This window comes from Pseudomonas sp. BP8, from assembly GCF_017875955.1.
Classification (GTDB): domain Bacteria; phylum Pseudomonadota; class Gammaproteobacteria; order Pseudomonadales; family Pseudomonadaceae; genus Aquipseudomonas.
On the sequence record NZ_JAGINK010000001.1, the window covers coordinates 255,749 to 271,760 of the forward strand.

Annotated in this window: 15 protein-coding genes; 9 read left to right on the plus strand and 6 right to left on the minus strand. The window is 62.6% G+C overall.

What is annotated here, in order from left to right; translation table 11 throughout:
- Together J3B00_RS01115 and J3B00_RS01120 are read left to right on the plus strand one after the other, a co-directional pair.
- On the plus strand, positions 1-2,340 hold the full coding sequence (locus J3B00_RS01115; RefSeq protein ID WP_209862361.1) for an FdhF/YdeP family oxidoreductase: 2,340 nt from the start codon (positions 1-3) through the stop codon (positions 2,338-2,340).
- 972 nt (positions 2,341-3,312) lie between these two features.
- Positions 3,313-3,798, plus strand: coding sequence for a glycine zipper domain-containing protein (locus tag J3B00_RS01120; RefSeq protein ID WP_209862363.1), 486 nt, complete (start codon positions 3,313-3,315; stop codon positions 3,796-3,798).
- A gap of 62 nt (positions 3,799-3,860) precedes the next feature.
- Here the strand turns inward: J3B00_RS01120 and J3B00_RS01125 are convergent, their stop codons facing one another.
- A complete protein-coding gene (locus J3B00_RS01125; protein WP_209862367.1) occupies positions 3,861-4,295 on the minus strand; it encodes a thioesterase family protein in 435 nt (144 codons plus the stop codon).
- 224 nt (positions 4,296-4,519) lie between these two features.
- Here J3B00_RS01125 and J3B00_RS01130 point away from each other — a divergent pair, with 224 nt between their 5' ends.
- Positions 4,520-4,864, plus strand: a complete 345-nt coding sequence (locus tag J3B00_RS01130; protein WP_245362464.1) for a hypothetical protein — start codon at positions 4,520-4,522, stop codon at positions 4,862-4,864.
- Positions 4,864-5,136 (plus strand): type II toxin-antitoxin system RelE/ParE family toxin, encoded by a 273-nt coding sequence (locus J3B00_RS01135; protein WP_209862374.1) that lies wholly within the window; start codon positions 4,864-4,866, stop codon positions 5,134-5,136. Before J3B00_RS01130 ends, J3B00_RS01135 begins: the two co-directional genes overlap by 1 nt.
- Before the next feature lie 67 nt (positions 5,137-5,203).
- Here the strand turns inward: J3B00_RS01135 and J3B00_RS01140 are convergent, their stop codons facing one another.
- Together J3B00_RS01140 and hslO are read right to left on the minus strand one after the other, a co-directional pair.
- Positions 5,204-6,745 carry a phosphoenolpyruvate carboxykinase gene (locus tag J3B00_RS01140; RefSeq protein ID WP_209862377.1) on the minus strand — a complete coding sequence of 514 codons (1,542 nt, stop codon included), beginning with the start codon at positions 6,743-6,745 and terminating at the stop codon, positions 5,204-5,206.
- Positions 6,746-6,924: 179 nt separating this feature from the next.
- The gene (gene hslO / locus J3B00_RS01145; RefSeq protein ID WP_209862382.1) at positions 6,925-7,827 is read right to left on the minus strand and encodes an Hsp33 family molecular chaperone HslO; all 903 of its coding nucleotides are present in this window, start codon (positions 7,825-7,827) and stop codon (positions 6,925-6,927) included.
- A gap of 108 nt (positions 7,828-7,935) precedes the next feature.
- On the opposite strand from hslO, the gene J3B00_RS01150 reads away from it, so the two are divergent.
- Positions 7,936-8,736, plus strand: a complete 801-nt coding sequence (locus J3B00_RS01150; RefSeq protein ID WP_209862393.1) for a phosphatase PAP2 family protein — start codon at positions 7,936-7,938, stop codon at positions 8,734-8,736.
- Positions 8,737-8,776: 40 nt separating this feature from the next.
- Here the strand turns inward: J3B00_RS01150 and J3B00_RS01155 are convergent, their stop codons facing one another.
- The gene (locus J3B00_RS01155) at positions 8,777-9,178 is read right to left on the minus strand and encodes a S4 domain-containing protein (protein WP_209862396.1); all 402 of its coding nucleotides are present in this window, start codon (positions 9,176-9,178) and stop codon (positions 8,777-8,779) included.
- Between the two features lie 142 nt (positions 9,179-9,320).
- Here J3B00_RS01155 and J3B00_RS01160 point away from each other — a divergent pair, with 142 nt between their 5' ends.
- Positions 9,321-9,770 (plus strand): ATP-dependent zinc protease, encoded by a 450-nt coding sequence (locus J3B00_RS01160; protein WP_209874497.1) that lies wholly within the window; start codon positions 9,321-9,323, stop codon positions 9,768-9,770.
- On the plus strand, positions 9,767-10,672 hold the full coding sequence (rimK, locus tag J3B00_RS01165) for a 30S ribosomal protein S6--L-glutamate ligase (RefSeq protein ID WP_119137413.1): 906 nt from the start codon (positions 9,767-9,769) through the stop codon (positions 10,670-10,672). The genes J3B00_RS01160 and rimK overlap by 4 nt, the downstream gene beginning before the upstream one ends.
- A gap of 88 nt (positions 10,673-10,760) precedes the next feature.
- Here rimK and J3B00_RS01170 read toward each other — a convergent pair whose 3' ends face one another.
- Together J3B00_RS01170 and ompR are read right to left on the minus strand one after the other, a co-directional pair.
- Positions 10,761-12,074, minus strand: coding sequence for an ATP-binding protein (locus tag J3B00_RS01170; RefSeq protein WP_209862399.1), 1,314 nt, complete (start codon positions 12,072-12,074; stop codon positions 10,761-10,763).
- A 118-nt stretch (positions 12,075-12,192) separates the two neighbouring features.
- Complete coding sequence (ompR, locus tag J3B00_RS01175; RefSeq protein WP_209862416.1) at positions 12,193-12,933, minus strand: two-component system response regulator OmpR; 741 nt, start codon at positions 12,931-12,933, stop codon at positions 12,193-12,195.
- Positions 12,934-13,163: 230 nt separating this feature from the next.
- Between ompR and J3B00_RS01180 the strand changes: the two genes are divergently transcribed.
- Both J3B00_RS01180 and J3B00_RS01185 read left to right on the plus strand, forming a co-directional pair.
- Complete coding sequence (locus J3B00_RS01180) at positions 13,164-15,488, plus strand: Tex family protein (protein WP_209862419.1); 2,325 nt, start codon at positions 13,164-13,166, stop codon at positions 15,486-15,488.
- Complete coding sequence (locus J3B00_RS01185) at positions 15,488-15,871, plus strand: PaaI family thioesterase (protein ID WP_209874500.1); 384 nt, start codon at positions 15,488-15,490, stop codon at positions 15,869-15,871. The genes J3B00_RS01180 and J3B00_RS01185 overlap by 1 nt, the downstream gene beginning before the upstream one ends.
- The last annotated feature ends 141 nt before the right edge of the window (positions 15,872-16,012 follow it).

Genomic DNA, 16,012 nt, shown 5'->3' on the forward strand with positions numbered 1-16,012 from the left:
GTGACCTCCCATCAGCAACCCCCGCAAGAACAAACCCCTCCCCGCTACAAGCCCTACCACGGCGCCGCCGGCGGCTGGGGTGCGCTGCGCAGCGTGGCCAAGGCGTGGGTGGGCAGCGACAACGCGCTGAAAAACATCCGCGCGCTGCTCAAGACCAACCAGAACGGCGGCTTCGACTGCCCGGGCTGCGCCTGGGGCGACTCGCCTGAAAGCGGCATGGTCAAGTTCTGCGAGAACGGCGCCAAGGCGGTCAACTGGGAGGCCACCAAGCGCCGCGTCGATGCTGCCTTCTTCGCCCGCCATAGCGTCAGTGCATTGCTCGAGCAAAGCGACTACTGGCTCGAATACCAAGGCCGGCTGACCGAGCCGATGGTCTACGACGCGGCCAGCGACCGATATCTGCCCATCGACTGGGACAGCGCCTTCGCCTTGATCGCCCGCCATCTGAACAACCTTGCCAGCCCTGATCAGGCCGAGTTCTACACCTCGGGCCGGGCCAGTAACGAGGCCGCCTTCCTCTATCAGCTGTTCGTCCGCGCCTACGGCACCAACAACTTCCCGGACTGCTCGAACATGTGCCACGAGGCCAGCGGCGTGGCCTTGGGACAAAGTGTCGGGGTCGGTAAAGGTACGGTGACTTTCGAAGATTTCGAACACGCCGATGCGATTTTCGTCTGGGGCCAGAACCCCGGCACTAACCACCCGCGGATGCTCGACCCGCTGCGTGATGCGGTCAAGCGCGGTGCCCAGGTGGTCTGCGTCAACCCGCTCAAGGAGCGCGGCCTGGAGCGCTTCCAGCATCCGCAGCACGCGCTGGAGATGCTTACCAACAGCGACCGACCAACCAACACCGCGTATTTCCGACCAGCCTTGGGCGGCGACATGGCGCTGCTGCGTGGCATGGCCAAATTCCTTTTGCAGTGGGAACGCGAAGCCCAGGCCAACGGCGAGCCGGCGATCTTCGACCACGTGTTCATCGCCGAGCACGGCCATGGCCTCAACGAATACCTCGCGGTGGTCGATGCCACCCCGTGGGACCAGCTCCAGGCGCAATCAGGCCTGGACCTGGCCGACATCGAACAGGCCGCGCGCATGTACTGCAAAGGCAAGCGGGTGATCATGTGCTGGGCGATGGGCATCACCCAGCACCGCCATTCGGTGCCGACCATCCAGGAACTGGTCAACCTGATGCTGTTGCGCGGCAACATTGGTGCGCCAGGCGCAGGCCTGTGCCCGGTGCGCGGCCACAGCAACGTGCAGGGCGACCGCACCATGGGCATCAACGAACGGCCGCCAGCGGCCCTGCTCGATGCCCTGCAGAAGCGCTTCGACTTCCCCGTACCGCGCGAGAACGGCCACAACACGGTCGAGGCGATCCACGCCATGCTCGAAGGCCGCGCCAAGGTCTTCATCGGCCTGGGCGGCAACTTCGCCCAAGCCACGCCTGACAGCACCCGCACCGCCCAGGCCCTGCGCAATTGCGAGCTGACCGTGCAGATCAGCACCAAGCTCAACCGCAGCCATCTGGTCCATGGCAAGCAGGCGCTGATCCTGCCGTGCCTGGGCCGCACCGATATCGACTTGCAGGCCGACGGGCCCCAGGCGGTCACGGTAGAGGATTCGTTCAGCATGGTGCATGCCTCCAACGGCCAGTTGCACCCGCTGACCAAACAAATGCGCTCCGAGCCCTCAGTGGTTGCCGGTATCGCCGCCGCGACGCTGGGCAAGCGCCCGGTGGACTGGCACTGGCTGGTGGCCGATTACGACCGCATTCGCGAACTGATCGCCGACACCATTCCCGGCTTTGCCGACTTCAACCAGCGCCTGCGCCATCCGGGTGGCTTCTACCTGGGCAACAGCGCCGGCAGCCGCCAGTGGAAAACCGCCAACGGCCGCGCCAACTTCAAGGCCAACCTGCTGCCAGACACCCTGCTCGACCCACGCGCGCGCGCCAGCGGCCAAGTGCCGGACCTGATCATGCAGTCGATGCGCTCGCATGATCAGTACAACACCACCATCTATGGTCTGGATGACCGCTACCGTGGGGTCAAGGCGCAGCGCGACGTGCTGTTCGTCAACGAGGCCGACATTATTCGGCTCGGCTTCGCGCCGGGGCAGAAGGCGGATATCGTCTCGCTGTGGGACGATGGCCTGGAGCGGCGGGTGCACGGTTTCACCCTGCTGGCCTATGACATTCCTGCGGGGCAGGCGGCTGCGTACTACCCGGAGGTCAATCCACTGGTGCCGTTGGAAAGTATTGGTGACGGCAGCCATACGCCAACTTCGAAGTTCATCGCCATCAAGCTTGAGCGCGCGCGTGATAGTGGCCGGATTATCTGAAGCCTGCCTGTAAACGGTGATCTTCGGAGATGATCTGTTGGCTTGGCGGGCATAGGAATTGTGGGCTTATCCATTTGATGGGGCGGCCCCACTGACCCCTTCCGCCCTTACGGGGGTCACTTTTTTTCTTGGAAAAAAGTAACCAAAAACCGCCTGCTCCTGCATTCGGCCTCCTGAAGTCGCGAAGTTACGGGTGGCGTCTGGGCTGGCGTTGTTTTTGATAGTGGCATGGGTGGTGGGTATTCGGGCCTCTTCGCGGGGCAAGCCCGCTCCTACAGGTACAGCGCTGAATCCGAAATCTGCGCAAACCCTGTAGGAGCGGGCTTGTCCCGCGAAGAGGCCGGTACTGCCAATGCAAATCGCAGGGCGCAGCCCTGCCAGCCGCACCACAAATCCGCTGGTAGATAAACAAAGCGAGAGCGCAGCGATTCGCCAGCCGTTGCCCTGGCTGTTGATCTTGATCTTGCTCTTGATCTACCAGCGACTTCAGGAGGCCGAGTGGAGGTCTTGCGTAGGGAGGTGGAGGCCATGGATGGCCGGAAAGCGCTGAGGCCCAGGATGGGCCGTACAGCGCGGTCCTCCCGGAGCAAGACCGGAGCGAGGGAACCCGCAGCGCAGCGAAGGGCCGTATGATGGAGCAAGCTGTTTTTGGTTACTTTTTTCCAAGAAAAAAAGTACCCGCCGTAAGGGCGGAAGGGGCCCGAAAAGTCACCACATCAAATGGATAAGCCCTACCTGCAAGCCCCAGCCCAATCGTCCCGAGCAATCCGCGAAGGGCACAAAAAAAGCCCTGCCCGCAACGGCCAGAGCTTTGTCCCAAGTAGCGTATGACCGCCAAAAACCAACAAAGTTTCATACTAAAAACAGTAAGTTAGAGAATTGTGTACAACTCGTGCTACTCGTCGGATTTTGATTGCCAGCCTCCTCCCTTAGCCTCAAATTCGCCCTCGTCATCCCTATGAGGCTTTCTCGATGAAGAAGTACTCCTCGATTCTGTTGTTGTCTCTTGGCCTGCTCAGCGGCGTTGCCATGGCGGGCGGCACCACCGAAGCCGGTATTGGCGGCGCACTGGGTGGGGTACTCGGCTCAGTGGTCGGCCAGCAGATTGGCGGCAGCACCGGCGGCGCGATTGGCGCAGGCCTGGGCGGCGCGGCCGGTAGTGCGGTCGGTGCCGACAAACGCCAGCGTGGCGAAGCGGCAATCGGCGGCGCCCTGGGCGCAGCCGGCGGTAACGTGGTAGGCCGCAGTATCGGTGGCACCAACGGCAGCTACATCGGTGCAGCCGCAGGCGGCGGCGCAGGTGGCGCGCTGGGTAACTACATGGGCAACAAGGCCGATGAAGACGACCGCGACGACCGCCGCTACCGTCGTGGCTACGATGGCGATCGCCGTCACTACGACCGCGGCCATCACTACGGCCACCGCAAGCACAAGAACAAGCGCCACTGGCGTCACTGATGCCTGAGGCCCAGGCCCGGCAGCAAAAAGCCCCGCCCCTACCGGCGGGGCTTTTTCATGCATCAGCCATTGAGCTGCAGCCCTGCCAGAATCACCTGGAGCGTCTCCGGCAACGCCGCCGGACTGCCTGACGCGCGCTCGACAAAAACCTGCACCAGCGTGCCCGCCGCACAGGCTTCAGCCTCGCCGGGGCGGAACAGAGCCAGACGGTACTCCACGGTACTGCCGCCCAGGCGGGTCACGCCCAAGCCGACTTCCAGTACGTCAGGGAAGGCCGGCAATGCATAGAACTCCGCCGCCGAACTGATCACCAGCCCGACCAACGCGCCAGCACGCAGGTCCAGTTCGGCCTGCTCGATGAGAAACGCCTGGATCGCGGTTTCGAAGAAACCATGCACCGTTGCGCCGGCGATGTGGCCGTTGAGGTCGTTGTCCTTCGGACGGGTGAGGATCGGATGAAAGTGGTTGAAGTCCTGGCGCTTGGGGGATTCGGTCATGGGCTACCACGCGTGTTGGTTACATGAGGGAGAAGCTTCCCACAAAGACTTAGGAAGTCCTATAGTCGCAATCAACTGTAGATTGCATAGCATGGGGCATTCCGATGAAACCGAGACATACACCCGTGCCAACACACCACCTCGATCATGCCGCCCTCAGGAGACTGGCCAAAGCCGGACACGTCAATGCAACCCACATCGTAGGCCAACCCGGTGGCTGGGCCGTGCAAGTCAGCATCAACCAGGACGAACACGTTTTAACTGCCCAACGAAGTGGAAACGCCAGGCTCTTCAAAAAGCTCGAAACACTGGTTACCTATCTGCACCAACTGGGAATCGATCATTTTGAGGTGGACAGTTCCACCTACGACCCTAGCCAATTGAGCACTTACCAGCGACCCGATCGTGCGGATGCACTGAAGCGGGCTCATGAAGCCAGCGCCTATGACGCGTGGTTTATCGAACAGGTTGAGGCCAGCCTCAATGATCCTTCTCCAGCAATGGAAGACGAAGCCGTGGAGAGGATCTTCGCCGCGCGCCGCGCTGCGCTCAGGGCTAAGCGCCACTGATGCGCCTGACCTGGCACACCAAAGCCCAGCAAGACCGCCTGAGGATCATGAATTTCGTAGCTGAAGGCAACCCTGAAGCGGCTATCGTGCTAGATACAGAATTCAGGGATAGAGCAAGACGGGCAGCTCTGCGGCCAGCCATCTACAAGCCGGGGCGCTACCAGGGGACAAGGGAAATCGTTGTTCGACCCAATTATGTGATGGTCTATCGAGTAACGCACGACAGCGTCGAGATCCTGCGTATTCTGCACGCACGGCAGCGATGGCCGTGACCATGACAGGGTGTTAAACGAAAAAGCCGCCTCGAAGGGCGGCTTTTTCGTTGATGCGGGCTACAGCTTAGAGCTGTGGGCCTGCCGCCTTGATGGCGTCGGAAACTTCAAACTTCTTGAAGTTCTCGATGAACAGCTTGGCCAGGCCTTTGGCAGCTTCGTCGTAGGCAGCCTTGTCTTCCCAGTTGGTACGCGGGTTGAGCAGGTTGGTATCAACGCCGGCAACGGCCTTCGGCACGTCCAGGTTGATGATGTCCAGGTGCTCGGTCTCGGTACCTACCAACGCGCCGCTCTGGATCGCAGCGATCACAGCACGGGTAGTCGGGATGCTGAAGCGCTTGCCAACGCCATAGCCACCGCCGGTCCAGCCGGTGTTGACCAGGTAGACCTTGGAATCAAAGCCCTTGATGCGCTTGATCAGCAGCTCAGCGTACTCGCCAGCCGGACGCGGGAAGAACGGCGCGCCGAAGCAGGTGGAGAAGGTCGACTTGATGCCGCCGCCCGAACCCATTTCGGTCGAACCGACCAACGCGGTGTAGCCGGACAGGAAGTGGTAGGCCGCCTGCTCGTTGTTCAGGATCGACACTGGCGGCAGTACGCCGGTCAGGTCGCAGGTCAGGAAGATTACAGCGTTCGGCTCGCCGCCCAGGTTCTTCTCGGAACGCTTGGCAACGTGCTCCAGCGGGTAGGCTGCGCGGCTGTTCTGGGTCAGGCTGACATCGGCATAGTCGGCGTGCTTGGCATCGTCGATAACGACGTTTTCCAGGACTGCGCCGTGCTTGATGGCTTTCCAGATGACCGGCTCGTTCTTCTCGGACAGGTCGATGCACTTGGCGTAGCAGCCGCCTTCGATGTTGAAGACAACGCCTTCGCCCCAGCCGTGCTCGTCGTCACCGATCAGGTAACGGCTTTCGTCGGCCGACAGGGTGGTCTTGCCAGTGCCGGACAGACCGAAGAACAGGGTCACGTCGCCCGCTTCGCCGATGTTGGCAGCGCAGTGCATTGGCAGCACGTCGGCGGCCGGCAGCAGGAAGTTCTGCACCGAGAACATGGCTTTCTTCATCTCACCGGCGTAACGCATGCCAGCGATCAGAACCTTCTTCTGGGCGAAGTTGATGATCACGCAGCCATCGGAGTTGGTGCCGTCACGCTCTGGCTCGCACTCGAAGTTGGCCACATTAAGCACTTGCCACTCATCACGACCAGCCGGGTTGTACTGGGCCGGGTTGATGAACAGGCAACGACCGAACAGGTTCTGCCAGGCAGTCTGGGTGGTCATCTTGACCGGCAGGTAGTGATCTTCGGCAGCCCCTACGTGAACGTGGGAAACGAAGTGTTCCTGTGCGTTGTTGAACGCCTCGACACGAGCCCACAGGGCATCGAACTTGTCGGCCGGGAACTTGCGGTTGATCGGGCCCCAGGCGATAGCTTCGCTGGTGCTGGGTTCGTCGACGATGAAACGGTCAGCTGGCGAACGGCCGGTACGGTGGCCGGTTTTCACGACCAGCGCGCCAGTGTCGGCGAGCTCGCCTTCACCGCGGCTCAGCGCTTCTTTTACCAGATCATCGACGCTCAGGTCGGTGTACACGGTGTTATTGGCTTGCGTCATGAGATACCCCATCCGGCCCGAGGCCGAGTGCTCCAAACGTTTTGTAGTTGTCTGTTTCAAACTACTACAGCGAAAAAAGTGGCCGGATTATGCCAGAAACGCCCAAAAAAAGTAGGCCCCTCCTGTCAGAACTGCGGTTTAGCGCAGTTCGACAGGAGATTGTCCTGTAGTGAAACGTTTTAGTGGCGAGTTTCTGACGCCGAGTCCGTGCCGCCACCGGCAAACAGTTGCGCAACATCGGTGGCATCGAACAGATACCGCTGGTTGCAGAACTGGCAATCGACCTCGATTTGCCCGCCATGTTCAACTACCAGCTGCTCGGCATCCTGCTGGCCGAGGCTGACCAGAGCGTTACCCGAGCGCTCGCGCGAGCAGCTGCAGCGGAACTGCAACGGCTGGATGTCGAACAGGCGCACGGCGTCCTCGTGGTACAGGCGGTGCAGGACGGTTTCGTTGTCCAGGCCAAGCAGTTCTTCGGCCTTGACGGTGTTGGCCAGTGCGGTGACGTGGTTCCAGCTCTCTTCACGCTCTTCGCTGTCTTTCTGGCGGTCGGCGGGCAGTTGCTGGACCAGCAGACCACGGGCACGCGTGCCATCTGCGGTGAGCGTGATGCAGGTGTTGATCTGCTGGGACATGACGAAGTAGTTGGTGAAGCACTCCGACAGATCCTGGCCATGCAGGTCGACCATGCCCTGGTAACGCTGACCGTTGACCGGGTCGATGGTCAGTGCCAGCACGCCTTCGGGCATCAGGTCGGCCAAGCTCGCGTCATCGCTGATCTGGCTCGCTTCGTAACGCGCCAGGCCACGGATCTCGTGCTCGCTGGAACATTCGATCATCAACAGCGGCACGGGGCCTTCGGACCTCGCCTGAAGAATCAGCAAGCCATCGAACTTCAGGGTGCCGACCAGCAAGGCGGCGGCGGCCATCAATTCGCCGAGCAGCTGCGCGACAGGTTGTGGGTAGGGATGCTTGGCCAGCACTTCGGCATAGCTGCGCTCGAGCCCGACCATTTCGCCGCGCACATCGCGGTCATCGAAGATGAATCGTTGGGTGAAATCGGTATCCGGCAAATCGCTCATAGGTTCTGGCTGTCTGAAAATGATGTCAAAATGTTTACAGGCTTGCGAAAAGCCCGCTGCAGAGCGCTCACGAGGCGCTCGTTATCCCGTTTGCATTAGAGGTATCTTATGGACAATCGACCACTGTTCCAAGCAAGGTGGTCCTGGGGGCCCTTGGCAGCCTGCACGCTGCTACCCATCGCACTACTGTGTTTCTGGTTATGGCCATTTGGCCAGATCCTTTGCCTGACTTTCGACGAGTGGCTGTTCCATGCCCTCAATGGGCCGCTGGCCGACAACGCCGCCTGGCGTTACATCTGGACCTTGGGCAGCTTGCGGCCGTTCGACATTGTCGTCGGCCTGATCCTGCTGGCCCTGCTGATCCGCGGTGAATGGGTGTTCAAGGCAAGCCAGGTACGCCAGGCGTTTTTCGCCTTCTTGATCACCCTTCTCCTCTTAGTGGTGGTTCGCGCACTGTTTTCCAAGTGGGTCGATGCATCTGGCTGGCAGCACGACAGTCCATCGATGGTATTTAGCGATGCCATTCGCCTGAGTGATTACTACCCCAACCTTGAAGCCCATTGGGAGCTCAAGGACCGTTCCAGCAAGAGTTTCCCGGGCGACCATGCCTCGGTGCTGCTGGTGTGGGCGCTGTTCATGAACCTGTTCAGCCGCCGCCTGGGGCAGAAGCTGGTGATCTGGGGGCTGGCCGCGCTGTTCATGCTACCGCGCCTGGTGGCTGGTGCGCACTGGGGACAGGACGACTACATCGGCGGGTTGCTGATGGCGGTATTGGCGCTGGGCTGGAGCTGCTACACGCCGCTGTCGGCCAAGGGCAGCGCGGCGCTGGTGCGCTGGACTGCGCCGCTGTTTGGGCTGGTGCAGCGGTTGCCATTGGTCGGCAGGCTGGCGGTGGTGCGCGGCGCCTGATCCATTGTTGGGGCTGCTTTGCAGCCCCAACAGCCTCACCTCAGTCGAAGCTGCCATGTAACTGGTGAATCTGCCGCCGCTGCTTCTTGTTCGGCCGGCCATCGGTAGTCATGCCCAAGGCACCATCCTTGCGCATCTGCGCAGCCTGCTCACGGCGGCGGATACTTTCTTCGGTCTCCTCGTACAGCAATTGCGCCTCAGGCGCCCCGCGGCGGACCACCGACAGCGCCTTGACCCTTACCGTACGCTCGTCAAAGCCGGTACGCAGGACAAACTCATCGCCCACTCGCGGCTCCTTGCCAGGCTTGCAGCGCTCGCCGCGGCAATGCACCTTACCGCTTTCGATGGCCGCCTTGGCCAGGGCGCGGGTCTTGTAGAAACGCGCCGCCCACAGCCATTTGTCCAGGCGAACCTTGTCATCTTCATCCGGCTTGTGTGCCATCTCTTTACCTCGAATTCTGTCTTTCACGGAACTGTACTACCGTGACTGACGGATGCAAAAAATCTGCGCGATCTTTAAAGTCCACCACCTTATTCGCAGGGTGTGATTAGTGAAGACATTTGACCATCTGAGTGTGATCGGCCTGCGCGAGTGGGTCGCCCTGCCCGACCTCGGTGTCGCAGGGCTAAGGGCCAAGATCGACACCGGCGCCAGCACCTCCAGCCTGCATGCAACGGACGTCGAAACGTTTGAACGTGACGGCCAGCCGTGGGTCCGTTTTACTGCGCACCTCGGAACCGTGGTGCAGCTGCGCCATCGCCGCTGTGAAGCACCGCTGGTGACCATGAAGACCATCAAGAGCTCCAATGGCCACGCCCAGGTGCGTTATGTGATCCGTACCGCGCTGGCGCTGGGCGATCGGGTCTGGGAAGTGGAGTTCACCCTGGCCTGTCGCAAGGCCATGCGTTATCGCTTGCTGCTAGGCTCCAAGGCGTTGATACACGGGCAACTGGTGGTCAACCCCGGCTTGAAATATGTTCAGGACAAACCGGCCTTTCCGGCCACCCTTTCCCCTGTCACAGGTGCTGCATGAAGATCGCTGTGCTGTCGCGTAATCCGCGTCTGTATTCCACCCGCCGCCTGGTTGAAGCCGGTACCCAGCGCGGCCATGAGATGGTTGTGATCGATACCCTGCGCGCCTACATGAACATCGCCAGCCACAAGCCGCAGATCCACTATCGCGGCAAGCCGCTGGAAGGTTTCGACGCGGTGATCCCACGGATCGGCGCCTCGGTCACCTTCTATGGCTGCGCGGTGCTGCGCCAGTTCGAGATGATGGGCGTCTATCCGCTCAACGAGTCGGTGGCCATCGCCCGCTCGCGAGACAAGCTGCGCTCGCTGCAGTTGCTGTCGCGGCGCGGGATTGGCCTGCCGATCACCGGCTTCGCGCATTCGCCGGATGACATCCCCGACCTGATCCAGATGGTCAACGGTGCACCCCTGGTGATCAAGGTCCTCGAAGGCACCCAGGGCATCGGCGTGGTGCTGTGCGAGACTACCCAGGCGGCCGAATCGGTGATCGAGGCGTTCATGGGCCTGAAACAGAACATCATGGTCCAGGAATACATCAAGGAGGCCGGCGGTGCCGATATCCGCTGCTTCGTGGTGGGCGACAAGGTGATTGCCTCGATGAAGCGCCAGGCCAAGCCGGGTGAGTTCCGCTCCAACCTGCATCGTGGGGGCGTCGCCAGCCTGATCAAGATTACCCCTGAAGAACGCATTACTGCCATCCGCGCCGCCAAGGTGATGGGCCTGAGCGTGGCCGGGGTGGACATTCTGCGCTCCAATCACGGACCACTGGTGATGGAGGTGAACTCATCGCCTGGGCTGGAGGGCATCGAGGTGACCACCAGCAAGGACGTGGCAGGGATGATCATCGAGCATCTGGAGAAGAATGGCGGGCCGAATCAGACCCGGACCAAAGGCAAAGGTTGAGCGTGGCTGTGCCGGCCTCTTCGCGGGGCAAGCCCGCTCCTACAGGATCTGGCGTGACCCTGTAGGAGGCCGGCACAGGCCTAATGAATCAAACCGCATTGCGCGGCAGCAGCAACCCCAACGGCAAGCGCACCCGCGCCTCGATCCCACCGCCGGAGCGATTGCGCAACTCGACATTGCCGCCATGCTGGGCCGCGATCCGCTTGACGATCGCCAGCCCCAGCCCGGTGCCCTTGCCACCCCGCGCCCGATCTCCGCGAATGAACGGGTTGAAGATCGTCTCCAGCTCCGACTCATCGATACCCGCACCCCGGTCCAGCACGCTGAGCACCACGTACGGCGCGCTGTCATCACCCGACACGTAGGCCGCCACCTCGACGCCCTTGCCCGCGTGATGCAGGGCATTGCCGATCAGGTTGCCGAGCATGCGCTTGAGCGAAACCCGCCGCAGCGGGAATGGCGGGATCGGCTCCAGGCACAAACGCACGCGCTCTTCCGGCTGGTTATAGGGCGCCACCACCTCGCGAACCAGCGCACCGAAATCGATCTCTTCCACTGGCTCGTCACGGCCATCGCGGATGAACGCCAGGAACTGATCGAGAATCGCGTCCATGTCTTCGATGTCGCGCACCATGTCATCGGTGAGGTCGTTGTCATTGGGCATCAACGACAGCGACAGGCGCAGGCGGGTCAGCGGCGTGCGCAGGTCATGGGACACCCCCGCCAGCATCAGCTCGCGCTCGCGCGCGGCCTGTTCGACGTCTTCGGCCATCTGGTTGAACGAGCGATACACCTCGGCCATTTCGCTCGGCGTGTCGCTGACCGGCAAGCGCACGCTGCGCCCCTGGCCCAACTGGCGCGCAGCGAACACCAGGCGCTTGAGCGGTTGGTTGAGCTGACGGACGAAGATCCACGCCGAAGCAGTCGACAACAGGCCAATGGCCAGGAACCAGCCGAGCACGTTCCAGATCTTCTGCCCGCGCAGTGGGTGCGGGTACAGCGGCACCTTCAGCCAGCCAGGGCCCAGGCTCGGTGCGTTGACCCACAGCGCCGGTGGCGCGTGCACACGCAGGCGCACTTCGGTGTCATCGCCCAGCTCGGCCTGCATCTGGCGTTGGTAGATCTCGCTGTACGGCCAGTGCTGCTCGCCTTCCGGCACGCCGGAGCCGGTCACCCGGATCAGACCCGCGGCCTCGGCGATCTTGTCGCGGTTCTCTTCGTCGGCCGCCCAATAGGCACGCAGGGTCAAGGCCACACCGTGGCTGTACTGGCGGTCGACCAGGACGTCCTCGTTCATCAGCAGGTACACCAGGGTCAGCGCCTTGGAGAACAGGACGACGATCAAGACCAGCCACAGCGTGCGGGCGAAGAAGCTTTGCGGGAACCACAGGGGGGTTTTCATCGAGGACGACTACTGCCAGACGGCGCGAGCAGGGCTCGCCGGGGTTGCTGGCCGGCCATAGACGCAAACAGGGCGACCCGTTCGGGTCGCCCTGGCGCATCTCGGCCAGCCTGCAGGCTCATTTGCCGGCGTTTCCGTCCGGCACGAATACGTAGCCCACGCCCCAGACTGTCTGGATGTAGCGCGGCTTGGACGGATCCGGTTCAATCATGCGGCGCAGGCGCGAGATCTGCACGTCAATGGAGCGCTCCAGTGCATCCCACTCGCGACCGCGGGCCAGGTTCATCAGTTTGTCGCGGGTCAGCGGCTCACGGGCGTGCATGACCAGCGCCTTGAGCACGGCGAACTCGCCGGTGGTGAGCATGTGCACTTCTTCGCCGCGCTTGAGTTCGCGGGTGGCCAGCGACAGCTCGTAGTCGCCGAAGGTGACCGTCTCGTCTTCGCTGCCGGGCGCGCCAGGAACGGTCGGCGCCTGACGGCGCAGCACAGCCTTGACCCGCGCTACCAGCTCATCCGGGTTGAACGGCTTGGCCAGGTAGTCGTCGGCGCCCAGCTCCAGGCCCTTGATGCGGCTGACCTCATCGCCCTTGGCGGTGAGCATGATGATCGGGATCTGATTGTTCGCCGCGCGCAGCCGGCGGCAGGCGGACAGGCCGTCCTCGCCAGGCAGCATCAGGTCGAGCACCACCAGGTTGAACACTTCACGGGCCAGCAGCCGGTCCATCTGTTCGACGTTGGGCACCGCACGGGCGCGAAAGCCCTTGCTGGTGAAGAAACGTTCCAGCAGGCTGCTGAGCCCCGGATCGTCGTCGACGATGAGAATCTTGTCACCTTCAGCTGTATTTGCGGTGCTGGTCATCAATAACTCCTCTGATATCGCTGCGTATTATGGCGTAGCCATTGCAGCGCGTGCCGTGTGCATTGTTAGCAGATTTTTCCCCGGGCGCCAGTTCCACGCTGGCCGGGCCGGCCCAGTGCCATCACCGCAAGCCGTGCGTGATGCGTATAATGCGCGCCTTTCACCCAGCGCCGCCGGGCTCGAATGCCCACCTGCGGCCTCCAGTATTCACATATTGTCAGGTGGTTCTCATGGACAGCATCAACAGCCGTATCGCCGAGGAACTGGGCGTTCGTCCACAACAGGTCGAAGCGGCCGTGGCCCTGTTGGACGAAGGCTCGACAGTGCCCTTCATCGCCCGCTACCGCAAGGAAGTGACCGGCAGCCTGGATGACACCCAACTGCGCCACCTGGACGAGCGCCTGCGCTACCTGCGCGAGCTCGACGATCGCCGCGCGAGCATCCTCTCCAGCATCGAGGAGCAAGGCAAGCTGACCCCGGAGCTGGCCCGCGAGATCAAGCTGGCCGACACCAAGACCCGCCTCGAAGACCTCTACCTGCCCTACAAGCAAAAGCGCCGCACCAAGGGCCAGATCGCCCTCGAAGCCGGCCTCGGCGACCTCGCCAATGGCCTGTTCAACGACCCGCAGCTGACCCCGGAAACCGAAGCGGCGCGCTTTGTCGATGCAGAAAAAGGCGTGGCCGACGTCAAGGCTGCGCTGGAAGGCGCCAAGTACATCCTCATGGAGCGCTTCGCCGAAGATGCCGGCCTGCTGGAAAAACTGCGTGGTTTCCTCAAGCAGGAAGCCGTGCTCAGCGCCCGCCTGGTTGCCGGCAAGGAAGAGGAAGGTGCCAAGTTCCGCGACTACTTCGCCCACGACGAACTGCTGCGCACCGCGCCCTCGCACCGCGCCTTGGCGATCTTCCGCGGCCGTAACGAGGGCATCCTCAGTGCGACGCTGAAGGTCGGCGAAGAGCTGCCGGGCACCCTGCACCCGTGCGAGATGATGATCGGCAGCCACTTCGGCGTGGAAAACCGCGGTCGCCCGGCGGACAAGTGGCTCGGCGAAGTGGTGCGCTGGACCTGGAAGGTCAAGCTCTACACCCACCTCGAGACCGACCTGTTCGGCGAGCTGCGTGAGGGCGCCGAAGGCGAGGCGATCAACGTTTTCGCGCACAACCTGCACGACCTGCTGCTGGCCGCACCGGCCGGCCCACGTGCCACCCTCGGCCTCGACCCGGGTCTGCGTACCGGCTGCAAGGTCGCCGTGGTCGATGGCACCGGCAAACTGCTCGACACCGCCACCGTCTACCCGCACGTACCGCGCAACGACTGGGACCGCACCATTGCCGTGCTGGCCGCCCTGTGCGCCAAGCACTCGGTCGAGCTGATCGCCATCGGCAACGGCACCGCCAGCCGCGAAACCGACAAGCTCGCCGCTGAACTGATCAAGAAATACCCAGCGCTGAAGATGACCAAGATCATGGTCTCCGAAGCCGGCGCTTCGGTGTATTCCGCCTCCGAGCTGGCCGCACGCGAATTCCCCGACCTCGACGTGTCGATCCGTGGCGCCGTGTCGATTGCCCGCCGCCTCCAGGATCCACTGGCCGAGCTGGTCAAGATCGATCCGAAATCGATCGGTGTCGGCCAGTACCAGCACGACGTGTCGCAGTTGAAACTGGCGCGCGGCCTGGACGCTGTAGTCGAGGACTGCGTGAACGCCGTGGGCGTTGACGTCAACACCGCCTCGGTCGCCCTGCTGACGCGGATTTCCGGGCTCAACGCCACCCTGGCGCAGAACATCGTTGCCCACCGCGATGCCAATGGCCCGTTCGCCACCCGCGTGGCGCTGAAAAAAGTCAGCCGCCTCGGCGAAAAGACCTTCGAGCAGGCCGCCGGCTTCCTCCGCGTGATGAACGGCGACAACCCGCTGGACGCCTCGGCGGTGCACCCGGAGGCCTACCCGCTGGTGCAGCGCATCGCTGCCGACACCGACCGCGACATCCGCTCGCTGATCGGCGACAGCGGCTTCCTCAAGCGCCTCGACCCGAAGAACTTCACCGACGAGACCTTCGGCCTGCCGACCGTCACCGACATTCTCCAGGAGCTGGACAAACCCGGCCGCGACCCACGCCCGGAGTTCAAGACCGCCTCGTTCCAGGACGGCGTCGAAGAACTCAAGGACCTCGAGCCAGGGATGATTCTTGAAGGCGTGGTGACCAACGTCACCAACTTTGGCGCCTTCGTCGACATCGGCGTGCACCAGGACGGCCTGGTGCACATCTCGTCGCTGTCGGAGAAGTTCATCAAGGACCCGCGTGAAGCGGTCAAGGCCGGCGACGTGGTCAAGGTCAAGGTCATGGAAGTGGACATCCCGCGCAAGCGCATCGCCCTGTCCATGCGCATGAGTGACACCCCGGGCGAGAAGGTCGAAGGCAACCGTGGTGGCGGCCGTGGCAACGGTGGCAACCGCCCCCAGCAGGCCCCGCGCCAGCGTGAGACCACCACAGCCGCACCGGCCAATAACGCCATGGCATCGCTATTCGCCAACGCCAAGCAGTTGAAGAAGAAATGATCGACGTTCCCAGCGAATACGTCGAAAGCGCCTTCAGCCAGCTGCTCGGCTGCCGCCTGCAACGCCTCGACGAGGGCGTTGCCGAGGTGGCCCTGGCCCTCGCGCCGCAACTGCGCAACCGCGGCCAGAATCTGCACGGCGGGGCGATCTTCAGCCTGGTCGATATCGCCATGGGCCTGGCCTGCTCGGCCAGCCATGGTTTCGACCAGCAGAGCGTGACCATCGAATGCAAGATCAACTACATGCGCGGCGTCAGCGACGGTGAGGTGCTGTGCACCGCGCGCGTGCTGCACGCCGGCCGGCGCACCCTGGTGGTCGACGCCGACGTAGTCCAAGGCGACAAGCTGGTAGCAAAAGCGCAGGGAACCTTCGCAGTTCTCTAGCTCCCAAAGTGGTATCTGCGGTATTTTCGGCAGTGCGACGGCGCTGCCGGAACCGCGTAACCAGGCGACAACGCCAGTTCCTTTGTCCCTACCCTTGTAGACCGTCATTTCTACCCCCATATTGGGGCGACTGACGCGTGA

Excerpts from the sequence above, each read along its gene's own strand:
- J3B00_RS01120 (WP_209862363.1), top strand. The coding sequence starts at position 3,313 with ATGAAGAAGTACTCCTCGATTCTGTTGTTGTCTCTTGGCCTGCTCAGC.
- J3B00_RS01125 (WP_209862367.1), bottom strand. The coding sequence starts at position 4,295 with ATGACCGAATCCCCCAAGCGCCAGGACTTCAACCACTTTCATCCGATC.
- J3B00_RS01135 (WP_209862374.1), top strand. The coding sequence starts at position 4,864 with ATGCGCCTGACCTGGCACACCAAAGCCCAGCAAGACCGCCTGAGGATC.
- J3B00_RS01140 (WP_209862377.1), bottom strand. The coding sequence starts at position 6,745 with ATGACGCAAGCCAATAACACCGTGTACACCGACCTGAGCGTCGATGAT.
- hslO (WP_209862382.1), bottom strand. The coding sequence starts at position 7,827 with ATGAGCGATTTGCCGGATACCGATTTCACCCAACGATTCATCTTCGAT.
- J3B00_RS01150 (WP_209862393.1), top strand. The coding sequence starts at position 7,936 with ATGGACAATCGACCACTGTTCCAAGCAAGGTGGTCCTGGGGGCCCTTG.
- J3B00_RS01155 (WP_209862396.1), bottom strand. The coding sequence starts at position 9,178 with ATGGCACACAAGCCGGATGAAGATGACAAGGTTCGCCTGGACAAATGG.
- rimK (WP_119137413.1), top strand. The coding sequence starts at position 9,767 with ATGAAGATCGCTGTGCTGTCGCGTAATCCGCGTCTGTATTCCACCCGC.
- J3B00_RS01170 (WP_209862399.1), bottom strand. The coding sequence starts at position 12,074 with ATGAAAACCCCCCTGTGGTTCCCGCAAAGCTTCTTCGCCCGCACGCTG.
- ompR (WP_209862416.1), bottom strand. The coding sequence starts at position 12,933 with ATGACCAGCACCGCAAATACAGCTGAAGGTGACAAGATTCTCATCGTC.
- J3B00_RS01180 (WP_209862419.1), top strand. The coding sequence starts at position 13,164 with ATGGACAGCATCAACAGCCGTATCGCCGAGGAACTGGGCGTTCGTCCA.